Source organism: Pseudomonas sp. GM55 (genome assembly GCF_000282395.1).
GTDB classification, from domain to species: Bacteria; Pseudomonadota; Gammaproteobacteria; order Pseudomonadales; family Pseudomonadaceae; genus Aquipseudomonas; species Aquipseudomonas fluorescens_CC.
In genome coordinates, this window is the sequence record NZ_AKJJ01000106.1 from 23,270 (window position 1) to 48,953 (window position 25,684).

Genomic DNA, 25,684 nt, shown 5'->3' on the forward strand with positions numbered 1-25,684 from the left:
GTCAATGCCCGTTGCAGGTACGTTCCAGGGATCGAGCGTCAGAATCCTGATTTATCTTTTGTTCACGATCCAGCTTGTCTCCATGGGCGCAATGGAAATGAGCGGCCCGTTCTGGCCCCTGTACCTGCGTGGGCTGACAGGCTCCGAGGCGCTGTTCAGCTTCGCCAGCATCGCCGTCTACATCGGCCCCATGCTGGGCATCATGCTCACCAGCGCGTTCTGGGGGCGCATCGGTGACCGCCATGGACACAAGCTGATGATGATCCGCGCGCTGGCCGGCTTGTCCCTGACACAGCTTGGCCTGGCCCTGTGCAGCGATATCTGGGTCATCCTGCTGTTGCGCTTTTTGCAGGGCGCGTTCGCCGGCTACATTGCCCCGGCCCAGGCCTATGGCGTGAGTATCGAAGCGCCGGCGCGGCGGGCGCGATTGTTCGCCATTCTGCAGATTTCGACCAATGTCGGCTCCTTGCTCGGTGCGCTGGTCGGCGGTCTGATTCTCGATTACGCGACGTTTTTCTGGATCAATCTGATCGCCTCGGCGCTGTGTGCGGTGTGCACCGTCGTGGCGGCGCTGACACTGCCGAATGTGCCGCCTGCACCGAAAGGGCCCGTGGTGGATGCAGCGGCGCAGCCCAACCGGTCAGGCAGTCTCTGGCGACATTCGCCGCTGCTGCCGCTGTTGGGCGCCATGGGCATCCTGTTGCTGGCGCGGATGCTCCCGCAAACCTCGTTCTCGCTGTATGTCAGCTCGGTATTCCAGGTCAGCCATTCGGTGGTGGGTCTGTGCTACGGCTTGCTGGCGCTGGGTTTCATCCTGTCGGCAAGCCCATGGGCGCGGTATTTCGAAAACAGGAACCGGCAGCAGACGCTGCACCGCCTCACGTACATCATCATCGGCTGCGCCGGCCTGAGTGCCGTTGCCGCCCTCACCCGGCAACCGCTTGTGTTCGTCTGCGCCTATTTCATCTGGGGCGTGCTGCTGGGGGCGACGACCCCGGTACTGATGGCACAGATTTCAAAAGCCGCTGGCAACGCCCAACAAGGTTATGTAATGGGAATTGCGCAAAGCGCCCTGCAACTGGCGTCCATTGTCGGCATCTCGGTCGGCGGGCTGCTCGGCCAGGTGTATGGCTTGCAGTACATCTACCTGTTCGTTTGCGCCGCCTACCTGCTGGCATTGATTCCCATCGTCGCCCTGCGCACTCGCGGCACGCTCGCGCCAGCGGGCGAGACCGCAGCGGGCGACTGACCGGGCAGGATCGCGCTTGCGTCAGAGGCAGGCTGTCCATTAGCATTGGGAATACTTCTCAATTACAAAAAATCATTCATGAGCAACGCCCTCCCCGCACCTCTCAACAACCACCTGGCCGCGATCGAAGCACTCTACAGCGGACATCACGGCTGGCTGTACGCCACATTACGGAAAAAACTGGGCAACGCCATGGATGCGGCAGATCTGACGCAGGACACCTTCACCCGCATTCTGGCTTCGCGGGTAGCGGTCATTGATCAACCTCGGGCCTACCTGAGTTGCGTGGCCAAGGGCATCCTCGTCAATTGGTATCAGCGCAAGGCACTGGAGCGCGCCTATCTGGATGCCCTGGCATTGCTGCCCGCCCCCGAAGCGCCGTCACCCGAATTGCGCTTCATCGTGCTGGAAACCCTGCATGAAATCGACGCGATGCTCGATGCCTTGCCACCGCTGGTCAAACGGGCATTCCTGCTGTCGCAGATCAGCGGCCTGAAGTACGACGATATCGCCGAGCAACTGGGGGTTTCACTGATCACCATCAAACGCTACATGAAGCAAGCCTTTGTGCAATGCCTGCTGCTGGTGGAATGAATGTCGACCTTGCGCAGTCATTCCGAGCTCGATACGCAGGCACTCGAAGAAGCCGCTGATTGGCTGATCCGCCTGAGCGAAGGCGAACTCGACGAAACCGAGCGAGCGCAATGGGAATGCTGGCAGGTCAGCACGCCTGAGCGCCATCGAGCCTGGGCCCGCGCCCAGATGCTGCAAACCAAGCTTGGCGGGCTGCCACCGTCGCTGGCGATGTCGGCATTGGACCGTCCGAGCAGTCCGGCACGTCGGATGGCGCTGGGCAAACTGGCAATGATTCTGGCAGCGTTGCCCGTGGGTTGGGGCAGCTGGAAGTTGGTGCAGTCGCAACAATGGACAGCCGATTACCGCACCGCCGTCGGCCAGCAGCGCCAGTTGACCCTGGCCGACGGATCGCAGATCACCCTGAACACCGACACTGCCATCGATGTGCTGTTTGACGCCAACCAGCGCCTTGTCCGGTTGCGCGAAGGTGAAATCCTGGTGCAGACCGCAGCCGACAGCCTGCCCCAGGCGCGGCCGTTCCTGGTCAGCACACACCAGGGGCTGATGCAGGCCTTGGGCACCCGCTTCACCGTCCGGGAACTGTCGGCCCGCACCCGACTCGCGGTCCTTGAGGGCGCAGTCCGGGTGCAGTTAGCCGACGCCAATCGTGCGGCACCCTTGATCGTCAACGCCGGAGAACGTACCGATTTTTCGTCGCACAGTTTTGGTCAACCGAGTCCGGTAGACCGCTCCGTCAGCGCCTGGACCCAAGGCATGTTGATGGCCGACAACCTGCGATTGGCGGATTTCGTGATCGAACTGGCGCGTTATCGCAGCGGCATCGTGCGCTGCCACCCGGCGATTGCCGATCTGCGGATCTCCGGCGCCTTCCCCATCCGGGAAACCCAACGCACCCTGAACATGCTGGTGCAGACCTACCCGGTCATCGCCACCGGTCATTTAAGCGGCTACTGGGTGACGCTCTCCCCCGCCTGACGCCATGCAAAAAAATTTGCTGCGCGGGTGATACTTTTTTTGATCTCGGCTGGCAAGGAAAGGAAGAACTTCTCAACCTCGTCGAAAGGGTCATCACTCCATGTTCGTTGCACGACCTCTGCGCTCGGATCGCTCACTCAAACTGGCGATCCGCAGCGCACTGCTAAGCCTTGCCCTGACCAGCGCCGCCAACCCTTACGCCCAAGCGGCCGAGCCGGCGCAACTGGACGCCACAGCCACCCGCACCTACAACATTGCCCCGGGCCCACTCGGTACGACCCTGTCGAAATTTGCCGTGGAGGCCGGCATTGCGTTGTCGTTCCAGCCATCGCTGACCGACGGCCTGAACAGCCCGGGCCTGTCCGGCACCTATTCGACCCAGGAAGCCGTCAACAAACTGCTGGCTGGCAGCGATCTGGAAATCGTTGGGCGCAGCGACGGCAGCTACACCTTGGCGCGACGCCCCGCCGACAGCGCAGGTACGCTGACGCTTGGCGCCACCACGGTCAGCGGCACCGATGGGCGCGCCGACGGTTTGCCGCCGGTGTACCCCGGCGGTCAGGTCGCCCGAGGTGGCCGGCTCGGCCTGCTGGGTAACAAAGATGTGATGGACGCCCCCTTCAGCGTCAGCAACTACACCTCGACCCTGATGAAGGATCAACAGGCCGTGACCGTGGCCGACGTCCTGGAGCGCGATTCTTCCGTGCGCTCCACCGGCCAGGCCGGTGGCGTGGTGGATTCGTTCTTCATCCGTGGCTTTCCGGTGGGTGAAGGCAACCTCGGTGAACTGGCCTTCGACGGTGTGTACGGTGTCGCACCCAACTACCGGGTGTTCACCGAGTACGCCGAGCGCATCGAGGTGATCAAGGGCCCTGGCGCGCTGCTCTACGGCATGTCGCCCAACAGCGGTGTCGGCGGCGTGATCAACGTGGTGCCCAAACGCTCGCTGGACGAGGACCTGACCCGCTTCACTGCCAGCTACGCCATGAATTCCCAGTTGGGCGGGCATATCGACCTCAGCCGGCGCTTCGGTGAAGGTCGCGAGTTCGGCGTGCGCATCAACGGCAGCACGCAAACCGGCGACACCGCCATCGACGACCAGTCCCGGGACGTCGACATCGGCGCCATTTCCCTGGATTACCAGGGCGAACGCCTGCGCACCGCCCTGGACCTGATCAGCCAGAAAGAAGAGTTCGACGCCCCTTCGCGGCCTTTCCTGATTGCCAAGGGCATCGACATCCCTTCCGCCGCCAACGGCCGCACCAACGTGACACAGGAATGGGGCTGGTCCGAAACCCGCGACAAATCGGCACTGCTCAGCGGCGAGTACGACCTGAACGACGCATTGACCGTGTTCGCCCATGCCGGTGGCGGCAAGTCCGACGTGTCGCGGATGTCCGACCAGACCCCGACCATCCTCAACAGCGCCGGTGACACGTCCTCGATTCCCGGTTACTACAAGTTTGAAGTCGAGCGCTACACCGTCGACGCCGGCGCCCGGCTGCGCTTCGACACCGGCCCGATCAGCCACAGCACTACCCTGCAAGTCACTCGTTACCGCGATGAATTGTCCCGCGGCATTATTTCCGGGCCACCCGTGCTGTCCAACATCTACCACCCGATCGATCGCCCAAAGCCGAACATCGCCACGCCTGACACACCGAAAGTGTCAGAGACCGAGCTGTCCGGCGTGGCGCTGGCCGATACCCTTTCGGTGCTGGATGAGCGCGTGCAAGTCACCCTGGGGCTGCGCAAACAGAACATCAAGTCCGACAACTTCAACCCGGCCGGTTTCGTCACCACGTCCTACGACAAAAGCGAAACCACGCCGATGTTCGGGGTGGTGGTCAAACCCTGGGACCATGTTTCGTTCTACTACAACTACATCGAGGGTCTGAGCAAAGGCGATATCGCACCGGCCACCGCGTCGAACTCAGGCGAGATCTTCGCGCCCTACATCTCCCGGCAACAGGAAGTCGGGGTCAAGGTCGATTACGGCACCTTCACCTCGACCCTCAGCCTGTTCCAGATCAAGAAACCGAGCGGCGAACTGGCCAACGGCGTGTTCTCGGTGCAGGGCGAACAACGCAACCGCGGCGTGGAGTTGAATGTGTTCGGCGAAATCGCCCAGGGCACTCGCCTGCTCGGTGGCGTCACACTGCTGGACGCCGAGTTGACCAAGTCCGGCACGCCCGCCAACCGCGGTAACAAACCGGTGGGTGTGCCCGACGTCCAGGCCAACCTCTGGGCTGAATGGGACACCCCCTGGGTCGAAGGCCTGACGCTCACCAGTGGTGCGATCTACACCGACAGCCAGTTCGTCAACCAGGCCAATACCCAGGAACTTGACGCGTGGACCCGTTTCGATGCCGGCGCCCGATACACCACGCGTATCGCCGAGCACCCGACCACGTTCCGGGCGACAGTGCAGAACGTGTTCGACCGTGAATACTGGTCCGGCGTTGCCTCTTACGGCGCGTTCTCCCAAGGCGCGCCGCGCACCCTGCTCATGTCGGCCACCGTCGATTTCTGAAACATCCGGCCCCGGACAGCGACCTGAGTCGTTGTCCGGGCTGGCCTTTGGCAAAGGATTCAACCATGGCATCTGTACATCGACGCAGCCTCACTGCGTTTTTGCTTGTCGGGCTTCTGGGCATGGCGGCGTTCACATTGACACCGCTTCCTGCCAGCGCGGCGCAAGACCCGACAGCCATTACCGTGACGGACCTGCTGGGCCGCAAGGTCAAGGTTCACGTGCCGGTCAGGCGGGTCATACTCGGCGAAGGTCGCCAGTTATACCTGGTGGCCGCGCTGGATACGCAAAACCCGATCCAGCGCATCGTCGGCTGGCGCAAGGATTTGATCCAGTCCGACCCGGATACGTATGGCGCTTACCTGCGCAAATTCCCGGACATCGCGAACATCCCGACCTTCGGCGGTTTTGAAGACGGCACGTTCGACATTGAGCAGGCCATCTCCCAGCAACCCGATGTGATCATCCTCAACATCGAAGCACAGCACGCCACCGAAGACGCCCGTTACATCGAGAAGCTCGATGCGCTGGGCATCCCGGTGGTCTATGTCGATTTTCGCAACAACCCGATGCAAAACACCGAGCCAACCATGCGCCTGTTTGGCCAGCTGTTTGGCAAGGAAGATCGCGCCGAGGCGTTCATCGACTTTCGCAGCCGGCAGATTCGCCGGGTGACCTCGCTCATCGAGGCCCGCCAGCCAACGCGGCCGAACGTCTTCATCGAGCGCATTGGCGGTTACACCGACGATTGCTGCCTGAGTTTCGGCGACGAGAACTTCGGACGTTTCGTCGAAATGGCCGGTGGCAACAACATCGCCAAAGGCATCATCCCCACGACCTTTGGCCAATTGAACGCCGAACAGGTGGTGGTGGCCAACCCGGATCAGGTGGTGGTCACCAGTGCCAACTGGCAGGCCTTTGCACCGGGCGGACACTGGGTCGGTATCGGACCTGGCGCCGATCTGCAGCAGGCGCGCAGCAAACTGGCGTGGTACACCCGGCGTCCGGCTTATGCCGGGATCAAGGCGCAAAACGATCAGGCGTTTCACGCCATCTGGCATCAGTTCTACAACAGCCCCTACCAGTTCGTGGCCATTCAGCAATTGGCCAAATGGTTTCATCCGCACCTGTTTGCCGACCTCGACCCCGATGCCTCGTTTCGCGAACTGCATGAGCGCTTCCTGCCGGTCCCTTACGAGTCGGGTTATTTCGTCAGCCTGAAGACCCCGGAGGTCACGCCATGAGTTCTCTCGGCGAAGCCCCGGTGGTGCAACGCGACATCTATCGGCATCTGGTATTGCGCAAACGCCTGATCCTCGTGGCACTGGCCGCCTTGCTGCTGTTCAGCGTGCTGCTGGACCTGGCGCTGGGACCGGCGAGCTACAGCTTGAGTGAAGTGCTGGGCGCCCTCTTTTCCCCGCAAACCGCACCGGCACAAGTGCGGGTGGTGATGTGGGACATCCGCTTGCCGGTGGCATTGATGGCGGTGGCGGTCGGTGCCGCGTTGTCCCTTGCCGGCGCCCAGATGCAGACCATCCTCAACAATCCCCTCGCCAGTCCTTTTACCCTGGGCATTTCCGCCGCGGCCAGCTTTGGCGCGGCCATGGGCCTGGCCTTCGGCGTGGTGCTGTTTCCCCTGGCGGCGCAATACATGGTCCCGGTCAATGCGTTCATCATGGCGATGTTGTCGGCGCTGCTGATCCACTTCCTGAGCATGCGCCGCGGCGTCACGGCCGAAACCATAGTATTGCTGGGGATTGCACTGGTATTCACCTTCAACGCACTGTTGGCGCTGGTGCAGTTCTTTGCCACGGAGCAAGCCGTGGCGGCCGTGGTGTTCTGGACCATGGGCAGCCTGACCAAAGCCACCTGGCCCAAACTCGGCATCATTTGCCTGGTGATCCTGATCACCCTGCCGATCTTCGCCCGACGGGCCTGGGCACTGACCGCCCTGCGCCTTGGCGATGACAAGGCCGCGAGCTTCGGCATCAACGTGCGCAGCCTGCGCTTTCAGACGCTGATCATGGTCAGCCTGCTGGCGTCGTTTCCGGTGGCGTTTGTCGGCACCATCGGCTTTATCGGGCTGGTCGGCCCGCACATCGCACGGATGCTGATTGGCGAAGACCAACGCTTCTTCCTTCCGGCATCGCTATTGACCGGGGCGCTGATCCTGTCCGCCAGTTCGGTGGTCAGTAAAACCCTGATACCGGGTGCGATATTTCCGATCGGGGTGGTCACTTCGCTGATCGGCGTGCCGTTCTTCATTTCTCTGATTCTGGGCGGGAAGAAAAACTCATGGTGAAGATACAACTCGAGAACCTTGGCGCCCGCTACGGTCAACGCGAGATCATTTCGGGCGTTACCACGTCAACCTTCAGCGGCGGCCAGGTGGTCGCCGTGGTCGGGCCGAATGCCGCCGGCAAATCCACATTGTTCAAACGCATGGCCGGATTGATCGACGGTCCCGGCCGGGTCAACTTGCAAGACTCGAAAAAAGGCCATCAGGGCATCAGCTACATGCCCCAGGGCCTGAATGCCAGTGCCCGCCTGACGGTCTACGAATCGGTTCTGCTGGCACGCAAACAGCTGACGCCCGGCTGGACCGTCGACGACGACGAGTTGAAGCGGGTGGACCAGATCCTCGGCGCACTGGCCATCACCGAGCTATCATTTCGCAACCTGGGCGAACTCAGCGGCGGCCAGCAGCAACTGGTCTCGATTGCGCAAACCCTGGTGCGCGAACCGGAAGTGCTGCTGATGGATGAACCCACCAGCGCCCTGGACATGCACCGTCAGGTGCAGGTGCTGAATTTCATGCGCGAGCTGGCGCGACAGCGTGAGGTGATCGTGTTCATCGCCATCCATGACCTGAATCAGGCGCTGCGCTTTGCCGATCAGGTATTGGTCATCGCCGAGGGCACGACAAAAGGCAGTGGCCCCAGCGAAGCAGTGATCACTGGGCAGATGCTGCGAGACGTCTACAAGGTCGACGCCAGGATCGAAAAATGCAGCCGGGGACAGCGTCATATTCTGATCGACGACATCGTTTGATCGACGAGTCGAACCACAGTGGGCACAGTGCTGCTAATCTGAATGAAAATTACATGTATTAACGGTTTTTTTGACGTTATTTTCTCATTTGGATCTCTAGATTCCCTGCAACTCAAAATATGCAAATGATTCGCATTGGTTTACAAGCGTTTCAATGCCCATGACTTTTCAAAAAAATGCACCAGGAGCAGCCCGCAGAATGATTCCGAACATCCCCTCGTTCTTGAAAAAGGCCCTGCTGGCCACCGCTTTGCTGAGCGCTGGCCAGGTCTACGCAGCTGACTCCGTCGGCATCGTGGTGTACAACGCGCAACACGAAGGCCTGACCAAGGCCTGGGTCGAAGGTTTTACCCAGGAAACCGGTATTCCCGTCACCTTGCGTAATGGCGACGACACCGAGATGGGCAACCAGATCGTGCAGGAAGGTGCGGCTTCTCCGGCGGACGTGTTCCTGACCGAAAACTCCCCGGCCATGGTCCTGGTCGACAACGCCGGGCTGTTTACACCTGTCGATAAGGCCACGCTGGAGCAGATTGACTCCGCCTACCGTCCGGCCCACGGCAAATGGGTCGGGATTGCCGCACGCTCCACGGTGTTTGTGTACAACCCGAGCAAACTGCCTGCAGCCAATCTGCCGAAATCGATCATGGACCTGGCCGATCCCAGCTGGAAAGGTCGCTGGGCTGCGTCGCCAGGCGGTGCTGACTTCCAGGCCATCGTCGCTGCCATCCTGGAACAAAAGGGTGAAGCCGCCACGCTGGATTGGCTGAAAGCGATGAAAACCAACTACAGCAACTACCGTGGCAACAGCTCCGTACTCAAAGCGGTGAATGCCGGGCAGATCGACAGCGGCGTGATCTACCACTACTACAGCCTGGTGGATCAGTCCAAGACCGGCGAAAACAGCAAAAACACCGCCCTGCACTATTTCAAGCACAAAGATCCGGGCGCTTTTGTTAGCATCTCCGGCGGCGGCGTCCTCGCCTCCAGCAAACACAAAGAACAAGCCCAGGCGTTTCTCAAATACATTACCGGCAAGGATGGCCAGGCTGTGCTGAAGAACGGCAAGTCGTTTGAGTACGCCGTGGGCAAAGGCGCTGAATCCAACCCTAAACTGGTGCCTCTGAATCAACTCGATGCGCCGACTGTCGATGCTTCTAAACTCGACAGCAAAAAAGCCGTGGAGCTGATGACACAGGCCGGACTGCTCTAAATTGATGCCTGAAATCCTGCCTGCGGGGGTCGCTGAGGCGACACCCGCAACATTGCGTCGACGATCCCGCGGAGTCTTTGCGGGACGTGGCGGTGTATGGGTGATCGGTTTGTCGGTGCTGGTTTCATTACTGGCACTGCTACCGATCGCTTACGTTATTGGCGTGTCCCTGCAGACAGGCTGGTCAACCGTCGTGACCCTGGTGTTCCGCCCTCGGGTGGGTGAACTGCTGGTCAACACCGTGTTGCTGGTGCTGCTGACAATTCCCTTGTGCGTGGCGCTAGGGGTGACGCTGGCCTGGCTGACCGAACGCACGAATCTGCCGGGACGGCGCTGGTGGTCGTTGCTGGCCACTGCACCGCTGGCGGTGCCTGCGTTCGTTCACAGCTACGCCTGGGTCAGCCTGGTGCCACCCATTCACGGCTTGTTTGCCGGTGTCCTGGTCTCGGTCATCGCCTACTTCCCGTTTCTGTATTTGCCGGTGGCGGCCACCTTGCGCCGACTTGACCCGGCCATCGAAGACGTCGCCGAGTCCATGGGGCTCAAACCCTGGAAAGTGTTTTTCCGCGTGGTGTTGCCGCAATTGCGTCTGGCGATCTGCGGCGGCGCCTTGCTGGTCGGCCTGCACCTGCTGGCCGAATATGGCCTGTACGCCATGATCCGCTTCGACACCTTTACCACCGCGATCTTCGATCAGTTCAAATCGACCTTCAACGGCGCAGCGGCGCACATGCTGGCCAGCGTGCTGGCGCTATGTTGCCTGGCGATGTTGACGGCCGAGTCCGCCGCCCGGGGTTCCGCACGTTACGCTCGCGTCGGCTCGGGAAGCGCCCGGGAGCAACGGGTGGTCGTCCTGAAAACGACTTCGACGCTGCTGTCGTTGACCCTGCAAATCGGGACCTGCGCCCTGGCCTTGGGTGTTCCACTGATCACCTTGGGTAAATGGCTGATCGCCGGCGGCGCGGAAGTCTGGGACATGGCCGAGTTGTTGCCCGCGCTGGAGCAAACGCTGCTACTCGGCGTCGCCGGCGCGGCGCTGACCACCTGCGCGGCGATTCCGATTGCCTGGCTGTCGATCCGCTACCCCGGCCGAATGCAACGGGTACTGGAAAGCTGCAACTACATCACCAGTTCCTTGCCCGGAATTATCGTGGCGCTGGCGCTGGTGACCGTCACGATCCATTTTGCCCGGCCGATTTACCAGACCACCTTCACCGTGTTGCTGGCGTACCTGCTGATGTTCTTGCCCCGTGCCCTGGTGAGCCTGCGCGCAGGCATTGCCCAGGCCCCGGTGGAACTGGAAAACATCGCCCGCAGCCTTGGCCGCTCGCCAGCCCGGGCCCTGTGGCTGATCACCTTGCGCCTGGCCGCACCGGGGGCAGCCGCTGGCGCGGCGCTGGTGTTCCTGGCAATCACCAACGAACTGACCGCCACCCTGCTGCTGGCCCCTAACGGCACGCGCACGCTCGCAACCGGATTCTGGGCCATGACCAGCGAAATCGATTATGCCGCTGCTGCGCCCTACGCCTTATTGATGGTTGTGCTGTCGCTTCCGTTGACCGGACTTCTTTATCACCAATCGAAAAAAACGGCTGGCCGATGAACACTCTTGAATTGAATGCCCTCTACAAGTCCTATGGCGCCCATTGCGCTCTGGACAACGTCAGCCTGTCGGTGCCAAGCGGAAGTCGCACGGTCATCGTCGGCCCGTCCGGTTCCGGTAAAACCACGTTGCTGCGGATGATTGCCGGCTTCGAGTTCCCTGATTCCGGGCGTCTTTCGCTCAATGGCCAGACCCTGGTCGACGGCACCCACGAAGTGCCGGCGCATCAACGCCTGATCGGCTACGTGCCGCAGGACGGCGCACTGTTCCCGCATATGACCGTGGCAGCGAATATCGGCTTTGGTTTGTCCATCAAGGGCAATGAAAAACAGCAGCGAGTCGCTGAACTGATGGACAGCGTGGCGCTGGACGCGAAGATGGCCGAGCGCTGGCCTCACGAATTGTCCGGCGGCCAGCAACAGCGAGTGGCCCTGGCCCGGGCGCTGGCACAACAGCCAAGGCTGATGCTGCTGGACGAACCGTTCTCGGCGCTCGACACCGGATTGCGCGCCGCGATGCGCAAGATGGTTGCGCGGCTGCTGGAAGACGCGGGTGTCACCACCATTCTGGTCACCCATGACCAGAGTGAAGCCCTGTCGTTCGCCGACCAGTTGGCGGTGATGCGCCATGGCCGGCTGGTCCAGTCAGGCCATCCACTGGACCTGTACCGCTACCCCGAAGACGAGCAAACCGCCCTGTTCCTCGGGGATGCCGTGGTTATGCCCGCACGCATCGAGGCTGGCTGGGCCCATTGCGACCTGGGGCGGATCCCGGTCAACAACCACCGCAACAACAAGTCCGCGCAAATCATGCTGCGCCCCGAACAGCTGCAACTGGCCAGCATCCTCCCCAGTGACCCGGAAGCCAGCGGTTGCCGGGCCGTGGTCACCGATCGGGACTTCAGCGGCAACACCTGCACGCTGACGGTGGAACTGCAGCCATTGACCCGCCGCGAGCAACCGGGTCGATCACTGCTGGTGCGCAGTTCAGGCATGTATGCGCCACCCGCCGGCAGTTCGGTTCAGGTCTCGACCATTGGCCACGCCCATGTGCTGAGCGAGATCTGATCGTTCACAGATCGAATCGATCCACTGCTCGACGTCGCTCGTTGTCGTCGCGCACATCGTAGTTGGCCGTGGTCTGGATGTTGCTGTGGTGTGCCAGCTTCTGCGCAATCGACAGGTCATGCTCTTCGATCACCCGGGTAATGAATGAACGCCGGAAGTCGTGGGGCATGATTTTCACCCCGACCTGCGCGCCCCGCTGCCGGGCAATGTAGTAGATCGCATGCTTGGTGATGCGCTCACGGGTGATATGGCTGCCACGGCGGATGCGGTTGAACAGGAACGGGTCATCCGACTCTCCGTCCTTGAGCAACGAACGGCGCAGCTCAAGCCAGGCTTCCAGCTTGGCGAAGGCCCAGGCCGGGGCGTACTTGATCAACTGCTTGTTGCCCTTGGCCGTCACCCGCAGGCTGCGCTCGGTGAAATCGACCTGGCTCAGCTCCAGGTTCACCGATTCGGACTTGCGCATCCCCGAGCCGTACAGAATCCCGATGATCGCGGCATCCCGCAGTCCCTGTGGCCGCGGATCAGCCGCGCAGACCGCCATCAGTTCCTGAATCAGCGTCCGCCGCAGATTGCGCCCCTGTGACAGCCGTGTACCGGCCATGCCCTTTACCGTACGCATCTTCAACAGATGCTCCTGAGAAATCAGGCTCATGCGCCACGCTTCGTTCATCACCCCGCGCACCGCGTTGACATACAGCGAGGACGTGTTGGGCGCATAACCGTCGGAACGCAAAGTGGCCACCAGTGCGATCACGTCTTCGGGCTGCAAGTTGTGCCAGGGTATTTCCTCGATATCGTGGTCTTCGAAGCCCAGGCGGTCGGCAGCATCCTGCAGCACGTAACGCATGGTCAGTTGGCTGGACGGCGCCAGTCGCGCCAGATACAGGGTCAGCGGGTTGGTAAGGGGTGTGCGTGAATCAGTTACAGGTAAGTCAATCAAACGAAACGGCCTTGAATGTAAACAGTTCAATGAAACAACTAAGAAGTGAAATAACGATGATTTAAAAGACAATACACTTGTAGGACTTTTCCGAAAAAACGCGATAAACGGAAGAAGTCTGAACAGCGGCTTAATAGCCTCCAGATAAAACGATTCCCCAACCGTTTTTTCATGTTCCTTTCACAAAATCGGGAATAACCTTCTGTAAAATCGGTGCAGCCCAGACGGATGCCCAACCTGCCGGCCATCGCGGAAAAAGTCAACTGACGCAATTTTTTGCTTCCATCCAGTAACTAGTTGATTTGATGCAGATTCTGATTTAGCGTCTATGCTGATTTTTGGATCCCTTTTAGCCTCAAAGGCTATTTACGTTTTCAGCCCCTGAGGTGCCCATGAGTCAGGCGTTTCTCCCTTTCTCCCGTCCCAGCATCGGCGACGAAGAAATCGCTGCCGTAGAGCAAGTATTGCGCTCCGGGTGGATCACTACCGGTCCGAAGAACCAGGCACTGGAAGAACACTTCGCCAACTACGTCGGTTGCAGACATGCCGTGGCACTGTCCTCGGCCACCGGTGGAATGCATATCACCCTGCTGGCATTGGGCATTGGTCCCGGCGATGAAGTCATTACGCCGTCGCAGACCTGGGTGTCCACCGCCAACATGATCACCCTGCTGGGTGCTACGCCGGTGTTCGTCGACGTCGACCGCGACACGCTGATGACCGACGTGGCCACTGTCGAAGCAGCGATCACGCCGCGCACCAAAGCCATCATCCCGGTGCATTACGCCGGTGCGGCATTCGATCTCGATCCGCTCTACGCGCTGGCCGACAAACACGGCATTGCCGTGATCGAAGACGCCGCCCACGCCGCAGGTACTCTCTACAAAGGTCGTCACGTCGGCTCCAAAGGCACGGCGATCTTTTCGTTCCACGCGATCAAGAACATGACCTGCGCCGAAGGCGCCATGTTCGTCAGCGACGATGAAGCCCTGGCCTCGCGGGTACGCATGCTCAAGTTTCACGGGCTGGGGGTTGATGCTTACGACCGCCTGACCCACGGCCGCAAGCCCCAGGCCCAGGTTGTCGAACCCGGCTTCAAGTACAACCTGGCTGACATCAACGCGGCCATCGCACTGGTGCAACTGGAACGCCTGGACGAGATCAACGTCAGGCGCACTCAACTGGCCCAGGCCTACTTGCAGCGCCTGGAAGGTTTGCCGGTACAACCGCTGAGCGTCCCCGCCTATTCGCAACAACATGCCTGGCACCTGTTCATCCTGCGCATCGACGCCGAGCAGTGCGGGCTGGATCGCGAAGCGTTCATGAAAGCCCTCCAGGAGCAGAATGTCGGCACCGGTATTCACTTCATTGCAACGCACCTGCACACTTACTACCGCCAGCGTTACCCCAACCTGTACCTGCCCAACACCGAATGGAATTCGGCGCGGCTGTGTTCGATCCCGTTGTTCCCCGACATGACCACCGATGATGTCGAGCGCGTCGTCGGTGCCATCGAAAACTGCATGGATAGAAGCCATTGAGACCTTACCCAATCAACTTCGTTTCGATCGTCATTCCGGTCTACAACGAACAGGAAAGCCTGCCTGAACTGCTTCGGCGCACCGAAGCGGCTTGCCAGCAGTTGCACCAGGCCTACGAAATCGTGCTGGTCGACGACGGCAGCCGCGACGACTCCGCACAGATCCTGGAAGACGCCGCCTCCCGCGAAGGCAGCCCGGTGGTGGCGGTCATCCTCAACCGCAACTATGGCCAGCATGCGGCGATCATGGCCGGGTTCGAACAGTGCAAAGGCGATGTCGTCATCACCCTCGATGCCGACCTGCAAAACCCGCCCGAAGAAATCCCGCGGCTGGTAGCACAGGCCGAACTCGGCTATGACGTCGTCGCGACGGTGCGTAACAATCGCCAGGACTCGGCCTTGCGCCGCTGGCCATCGAAGCTGATCAACCTTGCCGTGCAACGCTCCACCGGCGTCGCCATGAGCGATTACGGCTGCATGCTGCGCGCCTACCGACGCACCATTGTCGACGCCATGCTCGCCTGCCGCGAGCGCAGCACCTTCATTCCGATCCTGGCCAACAGCTTTGCCCGCCACACCACGGAAATCCTCGTGACCCACGCCGAGCGTGAACACGGCGATTCCAAATACAGCCCCATGCGCCTGATCAACCTCATGTTCGACCTGGTCACCTGCATGACCACCACGCCGCTGCGACTGTTGAGCATCGTCGGCGTCGGCATGGCGGCCCTGGGCGTGCTGTTCGCCGTGGCGCTGGTCCTGTTGCGTCTGGTGTTCGGCGCCGGTTGGGCCGGTGGTGGCACCTTCGTACTGTTCGCCGTGTTGTTCGTCTTCACCGGTGGTCAATTCATCGGCATGGGCCTGCTGGGTGAATACCTGGGCCGCATGTACAGCGACGTACGCGCACGTCCGCGCTTCTTCATTGAAAAGGTGCTGCGCAGCCAGCCCGACTCCCCCGCTTCCGTTGTTACCGTCGACGGCCTTACTTCCACTTCTTCAGATCAGGTTCCTTCATGAGTGCAAAAGCTGTTGTCTTCGCCTATCACGATATTGGCTGTGCCGGCATCGAATCCCTGCTCGCCTCCGGTTTCGAGATCGCGGCGGTGTTCACCCACGCCGACGATCCGAAGGAGAACGCGTTCTACGGTTCCGTCGCACAGTTATGCGCCCGTCACGGCATTGCCGTGCATGCACCGGAAGACGCCAACCATCCATTGTGGATCGAGCGTATTGCCAAGCTCGACCCCGACTACATTTTCTCCTTCTACTACCGCAACCTGCTGAGCGAAACGCTGCTGGCCACGGCCCGTAAAGGCGCGTTCAACCTGCACGGTTCCCTGCTGCCACGCTACCGTGGTCGTGCACCGGCCAACTGGGTGCTGGTCAACGGCGAAACGGAAACCGGCGTGACCCTGCACCGCATGGTCAAGCGTGCCGATGCGGGCGCCATCGTTGCCCAGCAAAAGGTTGCGATCGAGCGCAGCGACACCGCGCTGAGCCTGCACGGCAAACTGCGCACGGCGGCCGCTGACCTGCTGCGCGACACCTTGCCGGCACTGCTGCAGGGCAAAGCCAGCGAAACACCGCAAGACGAATCCAAAGCCACGGTGTTCGGCCGTCGCACCCCGGCGGACGGCAAACTGGTCTGGGCCAAGCCGGCCGAAGAACTGTTCAACCTGGTCCGCGCCGTGACCCAGCCGTACCCGGGCGCCTTCTGCGCGGTGGGCGAGCACAAGCTGATTGTCTGGAGCGCCGAAGTCGCCAAGGGCAACGAAGGCCTGGCGCCAGGCCGCGTCATCAGCGTCGAGCCGCTGCGCATCGCCTGCGGTGAGGACTCGCTGATCATCAACGCCGGCCAGCGCAACGACAACGGTCTGTACCTGAGCGGCCCGCAACTGGCCAACGAACTGGGCCTGGTGGACGGTTCCGTGCTGCGCGGTGCCGAATCCGGTCGTGCCCCGCGTCGCACCCGCGTGCTGATCCTCGGCGTCAACGGGTTCATCGGCAACCACTTGTCCGAGCGTCTGTTGCGCGATGACCGTTACGAAGTCTACGGCCTGGATATCGGTTCGGACGCCATCGAGCGCCTGCGCAGCCACCCGAACTTCCACTTCGTCGAAGGCGACATCAGCATCCACTCCGAGTGGATCGAGTACCACATCAAGAAGTGCGACGTGGTGCTGCCGCTGGTGGCCATCGCGACGCCAATCGAATACACCCGTAACCCGCTGCGCGTATTCGAACTCGACTTCGAAGAGAACCTGAAACTGGTTCGCTACTGCGTCAAGTACAACAAGCGCGTGATCTTCCCGTCGACATCGGAAGTCTATGGCATGTGCCAGGACCCTAACTTCGACGAAGACAGCTCCAACCTGGTGGTCGGTCCGATCAACAAACAGCGCTGGATCTACTCGGTCTCCAAGCAACTGCTGGACCGCGTGATCTGGGCTTATGGCCAGAAGGGCCTGAACTTCACCCTGTTCCGTCCGTTCAACTGGATGGGTCCACGCCTGGACCGCCTGGATTCTGCCCGTATCGGCAGCTCCCGCGCGATTACCCAGTTGATCCTGAACCTGGTGGAAGGTACGCCGATTCGCCTGTTCGACGGTGGCGAGCAAAAACGTTGCTTCACCGACATCGCCGACGGTGTGGAAGCACTGGCACGGATCATCGACAACGACAACGACGTCTGCAACGGCCAGATCATCAACATCGGCAACCCGGAAAACGAGGCCAGCATCCGTCAGTTGGGCGAAGAACTGCTGCGTCAGTTCGAAGCTCACCCGCTGCGTGCCAACTTCCCTCCGTTCGCCGGTTTCCGCGACATCGAAAGCAAGGCGTTCTACGGCACCGGTTACCAGGACGTGTCGCACCGCAAGCCAAGCATCGCCAACGCCAAGCGCCTGCTGGACTGGACGCCAACCGTGGAGATGAGCGAAACCATCGGCAACACCCTGGACTTCTTCCTGCGTGAAGCCATGCTCGAAATCGCGGACAAGCGCTGATGCAGGCGGGACTGCGGATCGATGTCGACACCTACCGGGGCACCCGTGAAGGGGTGCCCCGGCTGCTGGAAATCCTTGATGAAGCTCAGGTCAAGGCGACGTTCTTCTTCAGTGTCGGGCCGGACAACATGGGGCGCCACTTGTGGCGCCTCATCCGTCCACAGTTTCTCTGGAAAATGCTTCGCTCCAACGCAGCCGGCCTGTATGGCTGGGACATTCTGCTGGCCGGCACCGCATGGCCTGGAAAACCGATCGGCCGCGACCTGGGGCACTTGATGCGCCAGGCCCGGGATGCCGGGCATGAGGTTGGCCTGCACGCCTGGGATCACCATGGCTGGCAAGCCAATGCCGGGCGCTGGAGCGACGCACAACTGGTCGAACAGATACGCCGTGGCGTGGACACCCTCAGCGACATCCTCGGGGAAAAGATCACCTGCTCGGCGTCCGCCGGCTGGCGTGCCGATGAGCGTGTGATCGAAGCCAAGCAGGGATTCGGCTTTCGCTACAACAGCGATTGTCGCGGCTTGGGCCTGTTCCAGCCACGACTGGCCGATGGTCGCCTGGGCGCTCCACAAATACCGGTAGACCTGCCGACCTTCGACGAAGTGGTAGGGCCGACCGTCGCCGCCAAGGATTTCAACACGTTCATCCTGGACCGGTTCACCCCGGAAAAACTCAATGTCTACACGATCCATGCCGAGGTAGAAGGGATTCTGATGGCCAACGATTTCCGTCAACTGCTGAGCGATGCACATCAGCGGGACATCCGTTTTCAACCCTTGGGCGACTTGTTGCCCGAGGCCCCTGACAGTTTGCCGATCGGCCGCGTGGTACGCGGTGCGCTCGAAGGTCGCGAAGGCTGGCTGGGAGTGCAAGGCGCATGAGCAAACGCTGGGCTTTGCCGTTATTGCTGGCCATGGTGGCGCTGGCCTACCTGCTGCCACTGGGCAGTCATGGCTTATGGATTCCTGACGAAACCCGCTACGCCCAGATCAGCCAGGGCATGCTCCTGAGCGGCAACTGGGTGTCGCCGCATTTCATGGACGTGCGCTATTTCGAAAAACCCGCGGCCGGCTACTGGATGATTGCCATCGGTCAGGCGCTGTTCGGCCAGAACCTCTTCGGGGTGCGCTTCGCCTCCGCACTGAGCACCGGCTTGAGTGTGCTGCTGTGCTACCTGGTCGCCCGCCGGATGTGGAACGAACCGCGCAAGAGTTTCGCTTGCGCGCTGCTGTACATGAGCTTCTCGGTCATTGCCGCTTCGGCGGGGTATGCCAACCTCGATCCGCAATTCACGTTCTGGGTCAACCTGAGCCTGGTGGCCCTGTGGTTTGCACTGGACAGCGTCGGCCGCGGTCAACGCCTGATCGCCTGGGCGGTGCTGGGCCTGGCCTGCGGCATGGGTTTCATGACCAAGGGCTTCCTGGCCTGGTTGCTGCCGGTGCTGATCGCCCTGCCCTGGATGATCTGGCAAAAACGCTGGCGTGAACTGTTGGTCTACGGCCCGGTGGCGGTCGTGGTCGCCATCGCCGTCAGCCTGCCATGGGCCCTGGCGGTGCATGCCCAGGAGCCTGACTACTGGCGGTTTTTCTTCTGGCACGAACATATCCGCCGTTTTGCCGGGGACGACGCCCAGCATGACGCGCCGTGGTGGTACTACCTGCCGCTGCTGGTGGCTTTCAGCATGCCGTGGGTTGCATTGCTGCCGCCAGCGCTGAAGCAGGCCTGGCAGACCCGACGCCAGTCCGATATCGCGTTCCTGCTGCTGTGGCTGTGGATGCCGTTGTTCTTCTTCAGCCTGAGCAAGGGCAAACTGCCTGCCTACATCCTGCCGTGCCTGCTGCCTCTGGCATTGTTGCTCGGCCATGCACTGGCTGACCGGTTGAAGCTGGAGCAAGGTCGCGTGCTGGGCATCAACGGCCTGCTGAACCTGGCGGTGGGTGTGGTTACTCTGCTGGCCCTGGTTTATCTGCAACTGAAAAAGCCGATTTACAATCACGAACTGCACAACCTGGTGCTGGTGTTCATCGGCTTGATCGGCTGGATCATGGCCAACCTGCTGCAAGCCTTCCGCCCGTTGCAGTGCTGGACAGCCCCGGCTTTTGGCAGCCTGTTGCTCATCGGTTTGGTGCCTGCCGGACTGCCCAACTCCGTAGTCGCCAACAAAACCCCTGACCAATTCATCCTCGATCACGCCCAGGAACTCGGCCAGACCGCCAAGTTATTGAGCAACGACCTCGGTGCCGCGTCGGCGTTGTCCTGGCGGTTGAAACGGCCGGAAGTGGCTTTTTTCAACACGATAGGCGAGTTGAAATATGGCCTTGCCTATCCTGATTCGCTCAAGCAGCGCGTCGGCCCCGACCAGGTACAACAGTGGATGCTCGATGCTCGCCAGCTTGGCTCGGTGGGTGTGGTCATGCGGGTCAAGGGCGAGGAAGAACTGCGCGAACTTGATCAATTGCCTAAAGAGGGCAAGCGCTACGAACAAGGCAACCTGGTGATTTTGATTATCCCTCAGGCGACGCTATGAGCCTGCTATTGCTACTGGTCGCCTGCCTGCTGACCTGCCTGGGCCAGATCGCCCAGAAATATGCGGTGGAAAGCTGGCGTGGCAAAGCTTCCGGGTGGATGGACAAACTGCGCTCGCCCTGGCTTTGGCTGGCCCTGGCCTCTTTGGGGTTAGGCCTGCTGGTGTGGCTGCTGGTGCTGCAACGCCTGGAAGTCGGGATTGCCTACCCGATGCTGAGCCTGAACTTCGTGTTGATCACCCTGGTTGCGCGTTTCGTGTTCCACGAAAGCATCGACCGCCGTCACTGGCTGGGTGTGGCGCTGGTGATCGGCGGCGTGGCATTGCTGGGGCAACACGCATGAACCTGAGACGCGGTATTACCTTCGCACTGGGCAGCGTTTTGCTGGTCAGCGCCGCCCAATTGGGCATGCGCTGGAGCATGAGTCACTTGCCGCAACCCGAACAATGGCTCACCGCTCACATCGACCTGACAGCCGTTGCCGTGGTGCTCGCTGCCATCTGCGCCTACGCCCTGTCGATGCTTTGCTGGCTCCCCCCCCTGCGGGACCTGCCCCTGGGTCGTGCCTACTCGTTGCTGAGCATCAGCTACGCGTTGGTGTACCTGCTGGCCGCCAGCCTGCCGCTGTTCAACGAAACCTTCAGCCTTACAAAAAGCCTTGGCGTGGCATTGGTCATCCTCGGCGTCATTACTATCAATTCTCGACCTGCTCGTGCGCCTGAATTAAGGAGTGCCCCATGAAAATAAGTGTATTTGGTAGCGGTTATGTTGGCCTGGTGCAGGCTGCGGTACTGGCGGAAGTTGGCCACGACGTGGTCTGCATGGACGTTGACGAGAAAAAAGTCGAACTGCTCAAACAGGGCCACGTGAGTATTTTCGAACCCGGGCTGGCCAGCCTGGTACGCGAAGGCCTCGACGCCAAACGGTTGCAGTTCACCAGCGACGAAAAATTCGCGGTCCAGCACGGACAGGTACTGTTCATCGCGGTTGGTACTCCGTCCCGGGACGACGGTTCAGCGGATCTGCGCTACGTGATGTCGGTGGGCGAAGCCGTGGCACGGCATCGCGAGCAACCGGCGATCCTGGTAGAAAAATCCACCGTCCCGGTCGGCACCGGCGACGCCTTGCGTGCACACATCGACAAATGCCTGCTCAATGCCGGGCGTGTCTTGCAGTTCGATATCGTCTCCAACCCGGAATTCCTGAAGGAAGGTTCGGCCGTTTCCGACTGCCGACGCCCGGACCGTATCGTCGTCGGCTGCGAACGCGATGAAGTACGTGACGTGATGCGTGACCTGTACTCGCCTTTCAACCGCAACCATGAGCGCATCATGTTCATGGACCTGCGCAGTGCCGAACTGACCAAGTACGCCGCCAACTGCATGCTGGCGACCAAGATCAGCTTCATCAACCAGATCGCCGAGCTGGCCGAACACCTGGGTGCCGACATCGAATCGGTACGCCTGGGCATCGGGGCCGACTCGCGTATCGGCTACCACTTCATCTACCCCGGTTGCGGCTACGGTGGCTCATGCTTCCCCAAGGACATGCGCGCCCTGATCCACAGCGCCGAAGAGGCCCATTGCTCCAGCGACCTGCTGCAAGCGGTGGAAGCCATCAACGAGCGGCAGAAACACAAGCTGTTCGAACGCATCAACGCGTTCTACAAGGGCGACTTGCGTGGCAGGACCTTTGCCTTGTGGGGCCTGGCGTTCAAGCCGAATACCGACGACATGCGCGATGCACCGAGCCGCGTGTTGCTGGAATCGTTGTGGGCCGCCGGGGCGAATGTCCGTGCGTTCGATCCGGAAGCCATGCAGGAAACCCAGAAGCTGTATCCCGATGAATCGAAACTGATGCTCATGGGGACGCCTGAGTCGGTCCTGTCCGGTGCCGATGCGTTGATCATCTGCACCGAATGGCAACAGTTCAAGGCTCCGGACTTCGAACTGATCCAGCAGCGGCTCAATGCACCGGTGATCTTCGACGGCCGCAACCTGTACGACGCAGACCGCCTGGCACGGATCGGTTTCACCTACTTCCCGATCGGCCGGGGCGAATCGCGCAAATTGCCGATACCCTACCAGCAATGGTCAACCGAATCAGTGGTCGCCTGAACCCCATGATCCCTCACATCCGCCAACAGTCCCTCGCGCTGGGTCTGTTGGCGCTGTTGTTGTTCTGCGCCGGGATGTATCAGCAGGCGGCCATCGGTTTCGACTCGCGCTTCGTGCTGTTCGCCCAAGAGATGCTGCGCAATGGGCCGTCGTTTTTTCCGACGACCTATGGCCAGCCCTACGCAGACTATTCGGGACTTTCAACGATATTCATCTGGCTGCTTTCACTGCCGTTCGGACAGGTCACCAGCCTGACCGCGTGGCTGCCGAGCGCCATCGCCGCAGCGATCATCGTCACATTGATGTACCGCCTGCTGGCGCCCTACTCCACGCGCTGGGCATTGTTGAGCATCGCCCTGATGCTGTTGACCAACACCTTCATCACGGAAACCCGCGCGGTTTCCCTCGACCTGATGCTGGCCGCTGTCTCGTTCAGCGTGTTCTACCTGGGCTATGCCGCCGATCACTTCGCGGCGCCGCGGCGCCGGGTTCTGATCTTTGCCTTGCTGATGCTCGGCTTCTGGATTCGCGGACCGATCGGCCTGGTCATTCCGACAGGGATGCTCTGCAGCTATTTTCTGGTCAATCGCCAATGGCGACAGCTGGTTGTCTTCGGCCTGCTGGCGTCGGTACTGCTGGCAGGATGTGTAGGTTTGTTACTGTGGCTGGCAGATGTCAGTGGCGGCCCGGCGTTTTTGCAAGACGTGATTCGCATGCAGTTCATGGGGCGCATGGACGGCACCGAGGGTTCCAACGATTTGCTGTATTACTTCACCAGTTCGCTAGGTAATTACGCATTGGCCTGGCCCTTGGCGGTGCTGGCGCTGTTGGCGGTTGGAGTCTCCGGCCACCGGGAAACCAGCCCGGCATTGCGCCTGTTGCAATACTGCGTCGCCGCCGGACTGATCGTGATGATCGGCCTTTCCGTCCCACAGGCGAAAAAGGCCCGCTACCTGTTGCCGATGCTGCCCATGGCGGCCATTGTGGCGGCCTATCCGTTCTACGCCACACAGGGTCGTTTGTTTGCCTGGCTGCGAGGGTTGATGCAGGGACTGTGGCTGCTGATCCCTGGGCTGCTGATCGTGACCTTGCTGGTTGTACGACGAAAATTTCCCGATGAAGTGGCCCACCTCACTTCGTTGTTCATTATTCTCGGGGTGCTGCAAGTGATCGCCGTGGCAGCGCTCAAGCAACCGCGCTGGCGAGTGCAGCGAGCACAGGCACTGGCCCTTTGCGCGGTCCTGGCACTCTGGTCGTTCTACATCCTGCAGTTCGAGCCTGTTCAACGACAGCTCTACGATACCCGGACCTTCAGCCGCGAGGCGTTTGAACAGGTGCAAGAAGACCCGGCACCGCTGGTGATGCACGGCATGGGCAAAGACGCGAAGGCCATCAAGTTCATGGTCAACATCCCGCAGGAACTGCACCCGGTGTTCACCGACTCCCCTGCGGAACTTGAAGCCCTGAAGGGCCCGGCGTGGCTGATGATGGACTTGAACGCGTACGAGACATTGCAAGGCACGGCCATTGGTGCATTGCCGCCTGTGCTGAGCGGGCGCTTCGACAAGAATGATTTCGTGCTGCTGCACCTCAAGTAAATCCCATGGCAACAATCGAATCGTCCGACTGTTAGAGTAGCGCCCATGATCGGGCTGATGCCGGCCCGATCGAATAAGGACATTCACGCCGTGACCACCTACTCCCCCCTTATCCGCCGCCTGCTGATCTGTTCGCTGACCATCGTCGTCAGCCGCGCCATCACCAGCCCGTTACTCACTCTGTTCGTCAGTGACAAGCTTGGCCTCAACCAACAGGACGTTGGCTTGCTGCTCGGCATTGCAGTGTTCGTCGCCACCCTGCTCTCGCTCTACGGCGGCTACATCATCGATCGCTTCGAAAAACGCCGATTGCTTGTTCTCTCGATGGCGTCCAGTGCTATCGGCCTGGTGTTGCTGACCTTTGCTGAAAACCTTTACCTGACAACGATCACCCTGATCGTCACCGAAACCGCCTCATCGCTTTTCCTGATCGGTTCGAAAGCGATCCTCAGCGACAACCTTGAGGTCGGCCAGCGCGCCAAGGCGTTTTCCCTGAGCTACACACTGACCAACATTGGCTACGCGGTCGGGCCGATGCTCGGTGTGCTGATCGCCGGCGCCTTTGCGAGCGCACCATTCCTGGTGGCTGCGGCCGTCGCTTTTTTCAGTATTTTCCTGATGACCGGTATTCCCCGGGACCCGGCCAGTGTTTCCCTGACCGGCCAGGCGCAGAGTTTTCTCAAAACCCTGATCACCCTGAAAAACGACCGCACCCTGATCATGTTCACCGCCGGTTGCCTGCTCAGCACGGTGGTGCATGGGCGATTTACGTTTTATCTGTCGCAGTACCTGCTGGTGATCAGCAACCCCCGACACACCATGGAAATCATGGCCGCCCTGCTCGCCTGCAACGCCATCAGCGTGATCTTGTTGCAATACCAGATCGGGCGTTTTCTCAAGCGCGAGCAACTGCGCCAATGGATCGTTGTCGGCACCGGCCTGTTCATCCTCGGGCTGATCGGTTTCAGCCTGGCAGACAGCCTGGTGAGCTGGTGCGTGGCGATGTTTATCTTCACCCTCGGTGAAATCATCATTTACCCGGCCGAGTTTCTCTTCGTCGATACCCTGGCTCCGGAAGAACTGCGCGGCAGCTATTACGGCGCGCAGAACCTTGCTGCGCTTGGCGGCGCGTTGAGCCCGATGATTTGCGGCTTCATGTTGATGCACACCCCGGCACCGACGATGTTTTATGCCTTGAGTGCACTCGCTGCCGTGGGTGGGTTGCTGTGCTACATAAGCGGCCGACGCAGTCATTCAAAGCAAAATTAATGCACTGAAAGCTCATTAATATGAATTTGTCAGCAGCAGGTTTGAACGGCACACTGTGCGCGTTCCTCCCCCAACAGTTGGAACAACTTCAAGGGCTTTCTGGTTCTCCCAGCCAAGCCCTTTTTTTTGATACTTCACGGAATCCCGGGGGAACACAGATAACGAAGTATCTGTAGGGGCTGCTGCAGGCTGCGATCTTTTGGATCTTGATCTTCAGCAATATCCAGATCGCAAAAGCAAGATCAAAAGATCGTCCGAACGCGGCCCGAGCCTTCGGCAGTTCCTACAGGAGAACGCGTGCACCACCAAACAACGAGGTCGAGCGTTAGCTCGCCTCGCGGTGCTTCTGCGGTGCACGCCCCCTCGAGAGGCCGAGCGCAGGTTCTGCGCAGTGGG

21 protein-coding genes are annotated in these 25,684 nt (G+C 60.7%); 20 read left to right on the plus strand and 1 reads right to left on the minus strand.

The features are described from left to right. The first annotated feature begins 4 nt into the window (after nt 1-4). The 10 genes from PMI31_RS23945 (at nt 5) to PMI31_RS23990 (ending at nt 12,288) form a co-directional block, all read left to right on the plus strand. Nucleotides 5-1,249, plus strand: a complete 1,245-nt coding sequence (locus tag PMI31_RS23945) for an MFS transporter (protein ID WP_008021594.1) — start codon at nt 5-7, stop codon at nt 1,247-1,249. A gap of 78 nt (nt 1,250-1,327) precedes the next feature. Then, the gene (locus PMI31_RS23950; RefSeq protein WP_008021595.1) at nt 1,328-1,843 is read left to right on the plus strand and encodes a sigma-70 family RNA polymerase sigma factor; all 516 of its coding nucleotides are present in this window, start codon (nt 1,328-1,330) and stop codon (nt 1,841-1,843) included. Next, nucleotides 1,844-2,821 carry a FecR domain-containing protein gene (locus PMI31_RS23955; protein ID WP_008021596.1) on the plus strand — a complete coding sequence of 326 codons (978 nt, stop codon included), beginning with the start codon at nt 1,844-1,846 and terminating at the stop codon, nt 2,819-2,821. Nucleotides 2,822-2,921: 100 nt separating this feature from the next. Further along, nucleotides 2,922-5,354: a TonB-dependent receptor gene (locus tag PMI31_RS23960; protein ID WP_008021597.1), complete on the plus strand. Its 2,433-nt coding sequence runs from the start codon at nt 2,922-2,924 to the stop codon at nt 5,352-5,354. Between the two features lie 65 nt (nt 5,355-5,419). Beyond that, on the plus strand, nt 5,420-6,598 hold the full coding sequence (locus PMI31_RS23965) for an ABC transporter substrate-binding protein (protein ID WP_008021598.1): 1,179 nt from the start codon (nt 5,420-5,422) through the stop codon (nt 6,596-6,598). Then, nucleotides 6,595-7,656, plus strand: coding sequence for a FecCD family ABC transporter permease (locus tag PMI31_RS23970; RefSeq protein WP_008021599.1), 1,062 nt, complete (start codon nt 6,595-6,597; stop codon nt 7,654-7,656). The genes PMI31_RS23965 and PMI31_RS23970 overlap by 4 nt, the downstream gene beginning before the upstream one ends. Further along, complete coding sequence (locus PMI31_RS23975; RefSeq protein ID WP_008021600.1) at nt 7,650-8,405, plus strand: ABC transporter ATP-binding protein; 756 nt, start codon at nt 7,650-7,652, stop codon at nt 8,403-8,405. Before PMI31_RS23970 ends, PMI31_RS23975 begins: the two co-directional genes overlap by 7 nt. 199 nt (nt 8,406-8,604) lie before the next feature. Continuing rightward, nucleotides 8,605-9,618 carry an iron ABC transporter substrate-binding protein gene (locus tag PMI31_RS23980; protein WP_008021601.1) on the plus strand — a complete coding sequence of 338 codons (1,014 nt, stop codon included), beginning with the start codon at nt 8,605-8,607 and terminating at the stop codon, nt 9,616-9,618. 4 nt (nt 9,619-9,622) lie between these two features. Then, nucleotides 9,623-11,221, plus strand: coding sequence for an ABC transporter permease (locus tag PMI31_RS23985; RefSeq protein WP_008021602.1), 1,599 nt, complete (start codon nt 9,623-9,625; stop codon nt 11,219-11,221). Further along, nucleotides 11,218-12,288, plus strand: coding sequence for an ABC transporter ATP-binding protein (locus PMI31_RS23990; RefSeq protein WP_008021603.1), 1,071 nt, complete (start codon nt 11,218-11,220; stop codon nt 12,286-12,288). Before PMI31_RS23985 ends, PMI31_RS23990 begins: the two co-directional genes overlap by 4 nt. Nucleotides 12,289-12,292: 4 nt before the next feature. Here PMI31_RS23990 and PMI31_RS23995 read toward each other — a convergent pair whose 3' ends face one another. Beyond that, the gene (locus tag PMI31_RS23995) at nt 12,293-13,231 is read right to left on the minus strand and encodes a site-specific integrase (RefSeq protein ID WP_008021604.1); all 939 of its coding nucleotides are present in this window, start codon (nt 13,229-13,231) and stop codon (nt 12,293-12,295) included. A gap of 392 nt (nt 13,232-13,623) precedes the next feature. Between PMI31_RS23995 and arnB the strand changes: the two genes are divergently transcribed. The 10 genes from arnB (at nt 13,624) to PMI31_RS24045 (ending at nt 25,288) form a co-directional block, all read left to right on the plus strand. Next, nucleotides 13,624-14,772 (plus strand): UDP-4-amino-4-deoxy-L-arabinose aminotransferase, encoded by a 1,149-nt coding sequence (arnB, locus tag PMI31_RS24000; RefSeq protein WP_008021605.1) that lies wholly within the window; start codon nt 13,624-13,626, stop codon nt 14,770-14,772. Beyond that, complete coding sequence (gene arnC / locus PMI31_RS24005; RefSeq protein WP_008021606.1) at nt 14,769-15,788, plus strand: undecaprenyl-phosphate 4-deoxy-4-formamido-L-arabinose transferase; 1,020 nt, start codon at nt 14,769-14,771, stop codon at nt 15,786-15,788. The genes arnB and arnC overlap by 4 nt, the downstream gene beginning before the upstream one ends. Continuing rightward, nucleotides 15,785-17,776: a bifunctional UDP-4-amino-4-deoxy-L-arabinose formyltransferase/UDP-glucuronic acid oxidase ArnA gene (gene arnA, locus PMI31_RS24010; protein ID WP_008021607.1), complete on the plus strand. Its 1,992-nt coding sequence runs from the start codon at nt 15,785-15,787 to the stop codon at nt 17,774-17,776. The genes arnC and arnA overlap by 4 nt, the downstream gene beginning before the upstream one ends. Continuing rightward, a complete protein-coding gene (gene arnD, locus PMI31_RS24015) occupies nt 17,776-18,660 on the plus strand; it encodes a 4-deoxy-4-formamido-L-arabinose-phosphoundecaprenol deformylase (RefSeq protein WP_008021608.1) in 885 nt (294 codons plus the stop codon). The genes arnA and arnD overlap by 1 nt, the downstream gene beginning before the upstream one ends. Then, nucleotides 18,657-20,306: a lipid IV(A) 4-amino-4-deoxy-L-arabinosyltransferase gene (gene arnT / locus PMI31_RS24020; RefSeq protein WP_008021609.1), complete on the plus strand. Its 1,650-nt coding sequence runs from the start codon at nt 18,657-18,659 to the stop codon at nt 20,304-20,306. The genes arnD and arnT overlap by 4 nt, the downstream gene beginning before the upstream one ends. Next, nucleotides 20,303-20,647 (plus strand): 4-amino-4-deoxy-L-arabinose-phosphoundecaprenol flippase subunit ArnE, encoded by a 345-nt coding sequence (arnE, locus tag PMI31_RS24025; protein WP_008021610.1) that lies wholly within the window; start codon nt 20,303-20,305, stop codon nt 20,645-20,647. The genes arnT and arnE overlap by 4 nt, the downstream gene beginning before the upstream one ends. Beyond that, nucleotides 20,644-21,045, plus strand: coding sequence for a 4-amino-4-deoxy-L-arabinose-phosphoundecaprenol flippase subunit ArnF (gene arnF / locus PMI31_RS24030; protein ID WP_008021611.1), 402 nt, complete (start codon nt 20,644-20,646; stop codon nt 21,043-21,045). The genes arnE and arnF overlap by 4 nt, the downstream gene beginning before the upstream one ends. Next, a complete protein-coding gene (locus PMI31_RS24035; RefSeq protein ID WP_008021612.1) occupies nt 21,042-22,421 on the plus strand; it encodes a UDP-glucose dehydrogenase family protein in 1,380 nt (459 codons plus the stop codon). Before arnF ends, PMI31_RS24035 begins: the two co-directional genes overlap by 4 nt. Before the next feature lie 5 nt (nt 22,422-22,426). Beyond that, on the plus strand, nt 22,427-24,019 hold the full coding sequence (locus tag PMI31_RS24040) for an ArnT family glycosyltransferase (RefSeq protein WP_238539317.1): 1,593 nt from the start codon (nt 22,427-22,429) through the stop codon (nt 24,017-24,019). Between the two features lie 90 nt (nt 24,020-24,109). Continuing rightward, nucleotides 24,110-25,288 (plus strand): MFS transporter, encoded by a 1,179-nt coding sequence (locus PMI31_RS24045; RefSeq protein ID WP_043302613.1) that lies wholly within the window; start codon nt 24,110-24,112, stop codon nt 25,286-25,288. The last annotated feature ends 396 nt before the right edge of the window (nt 25,289-25,684 follow it).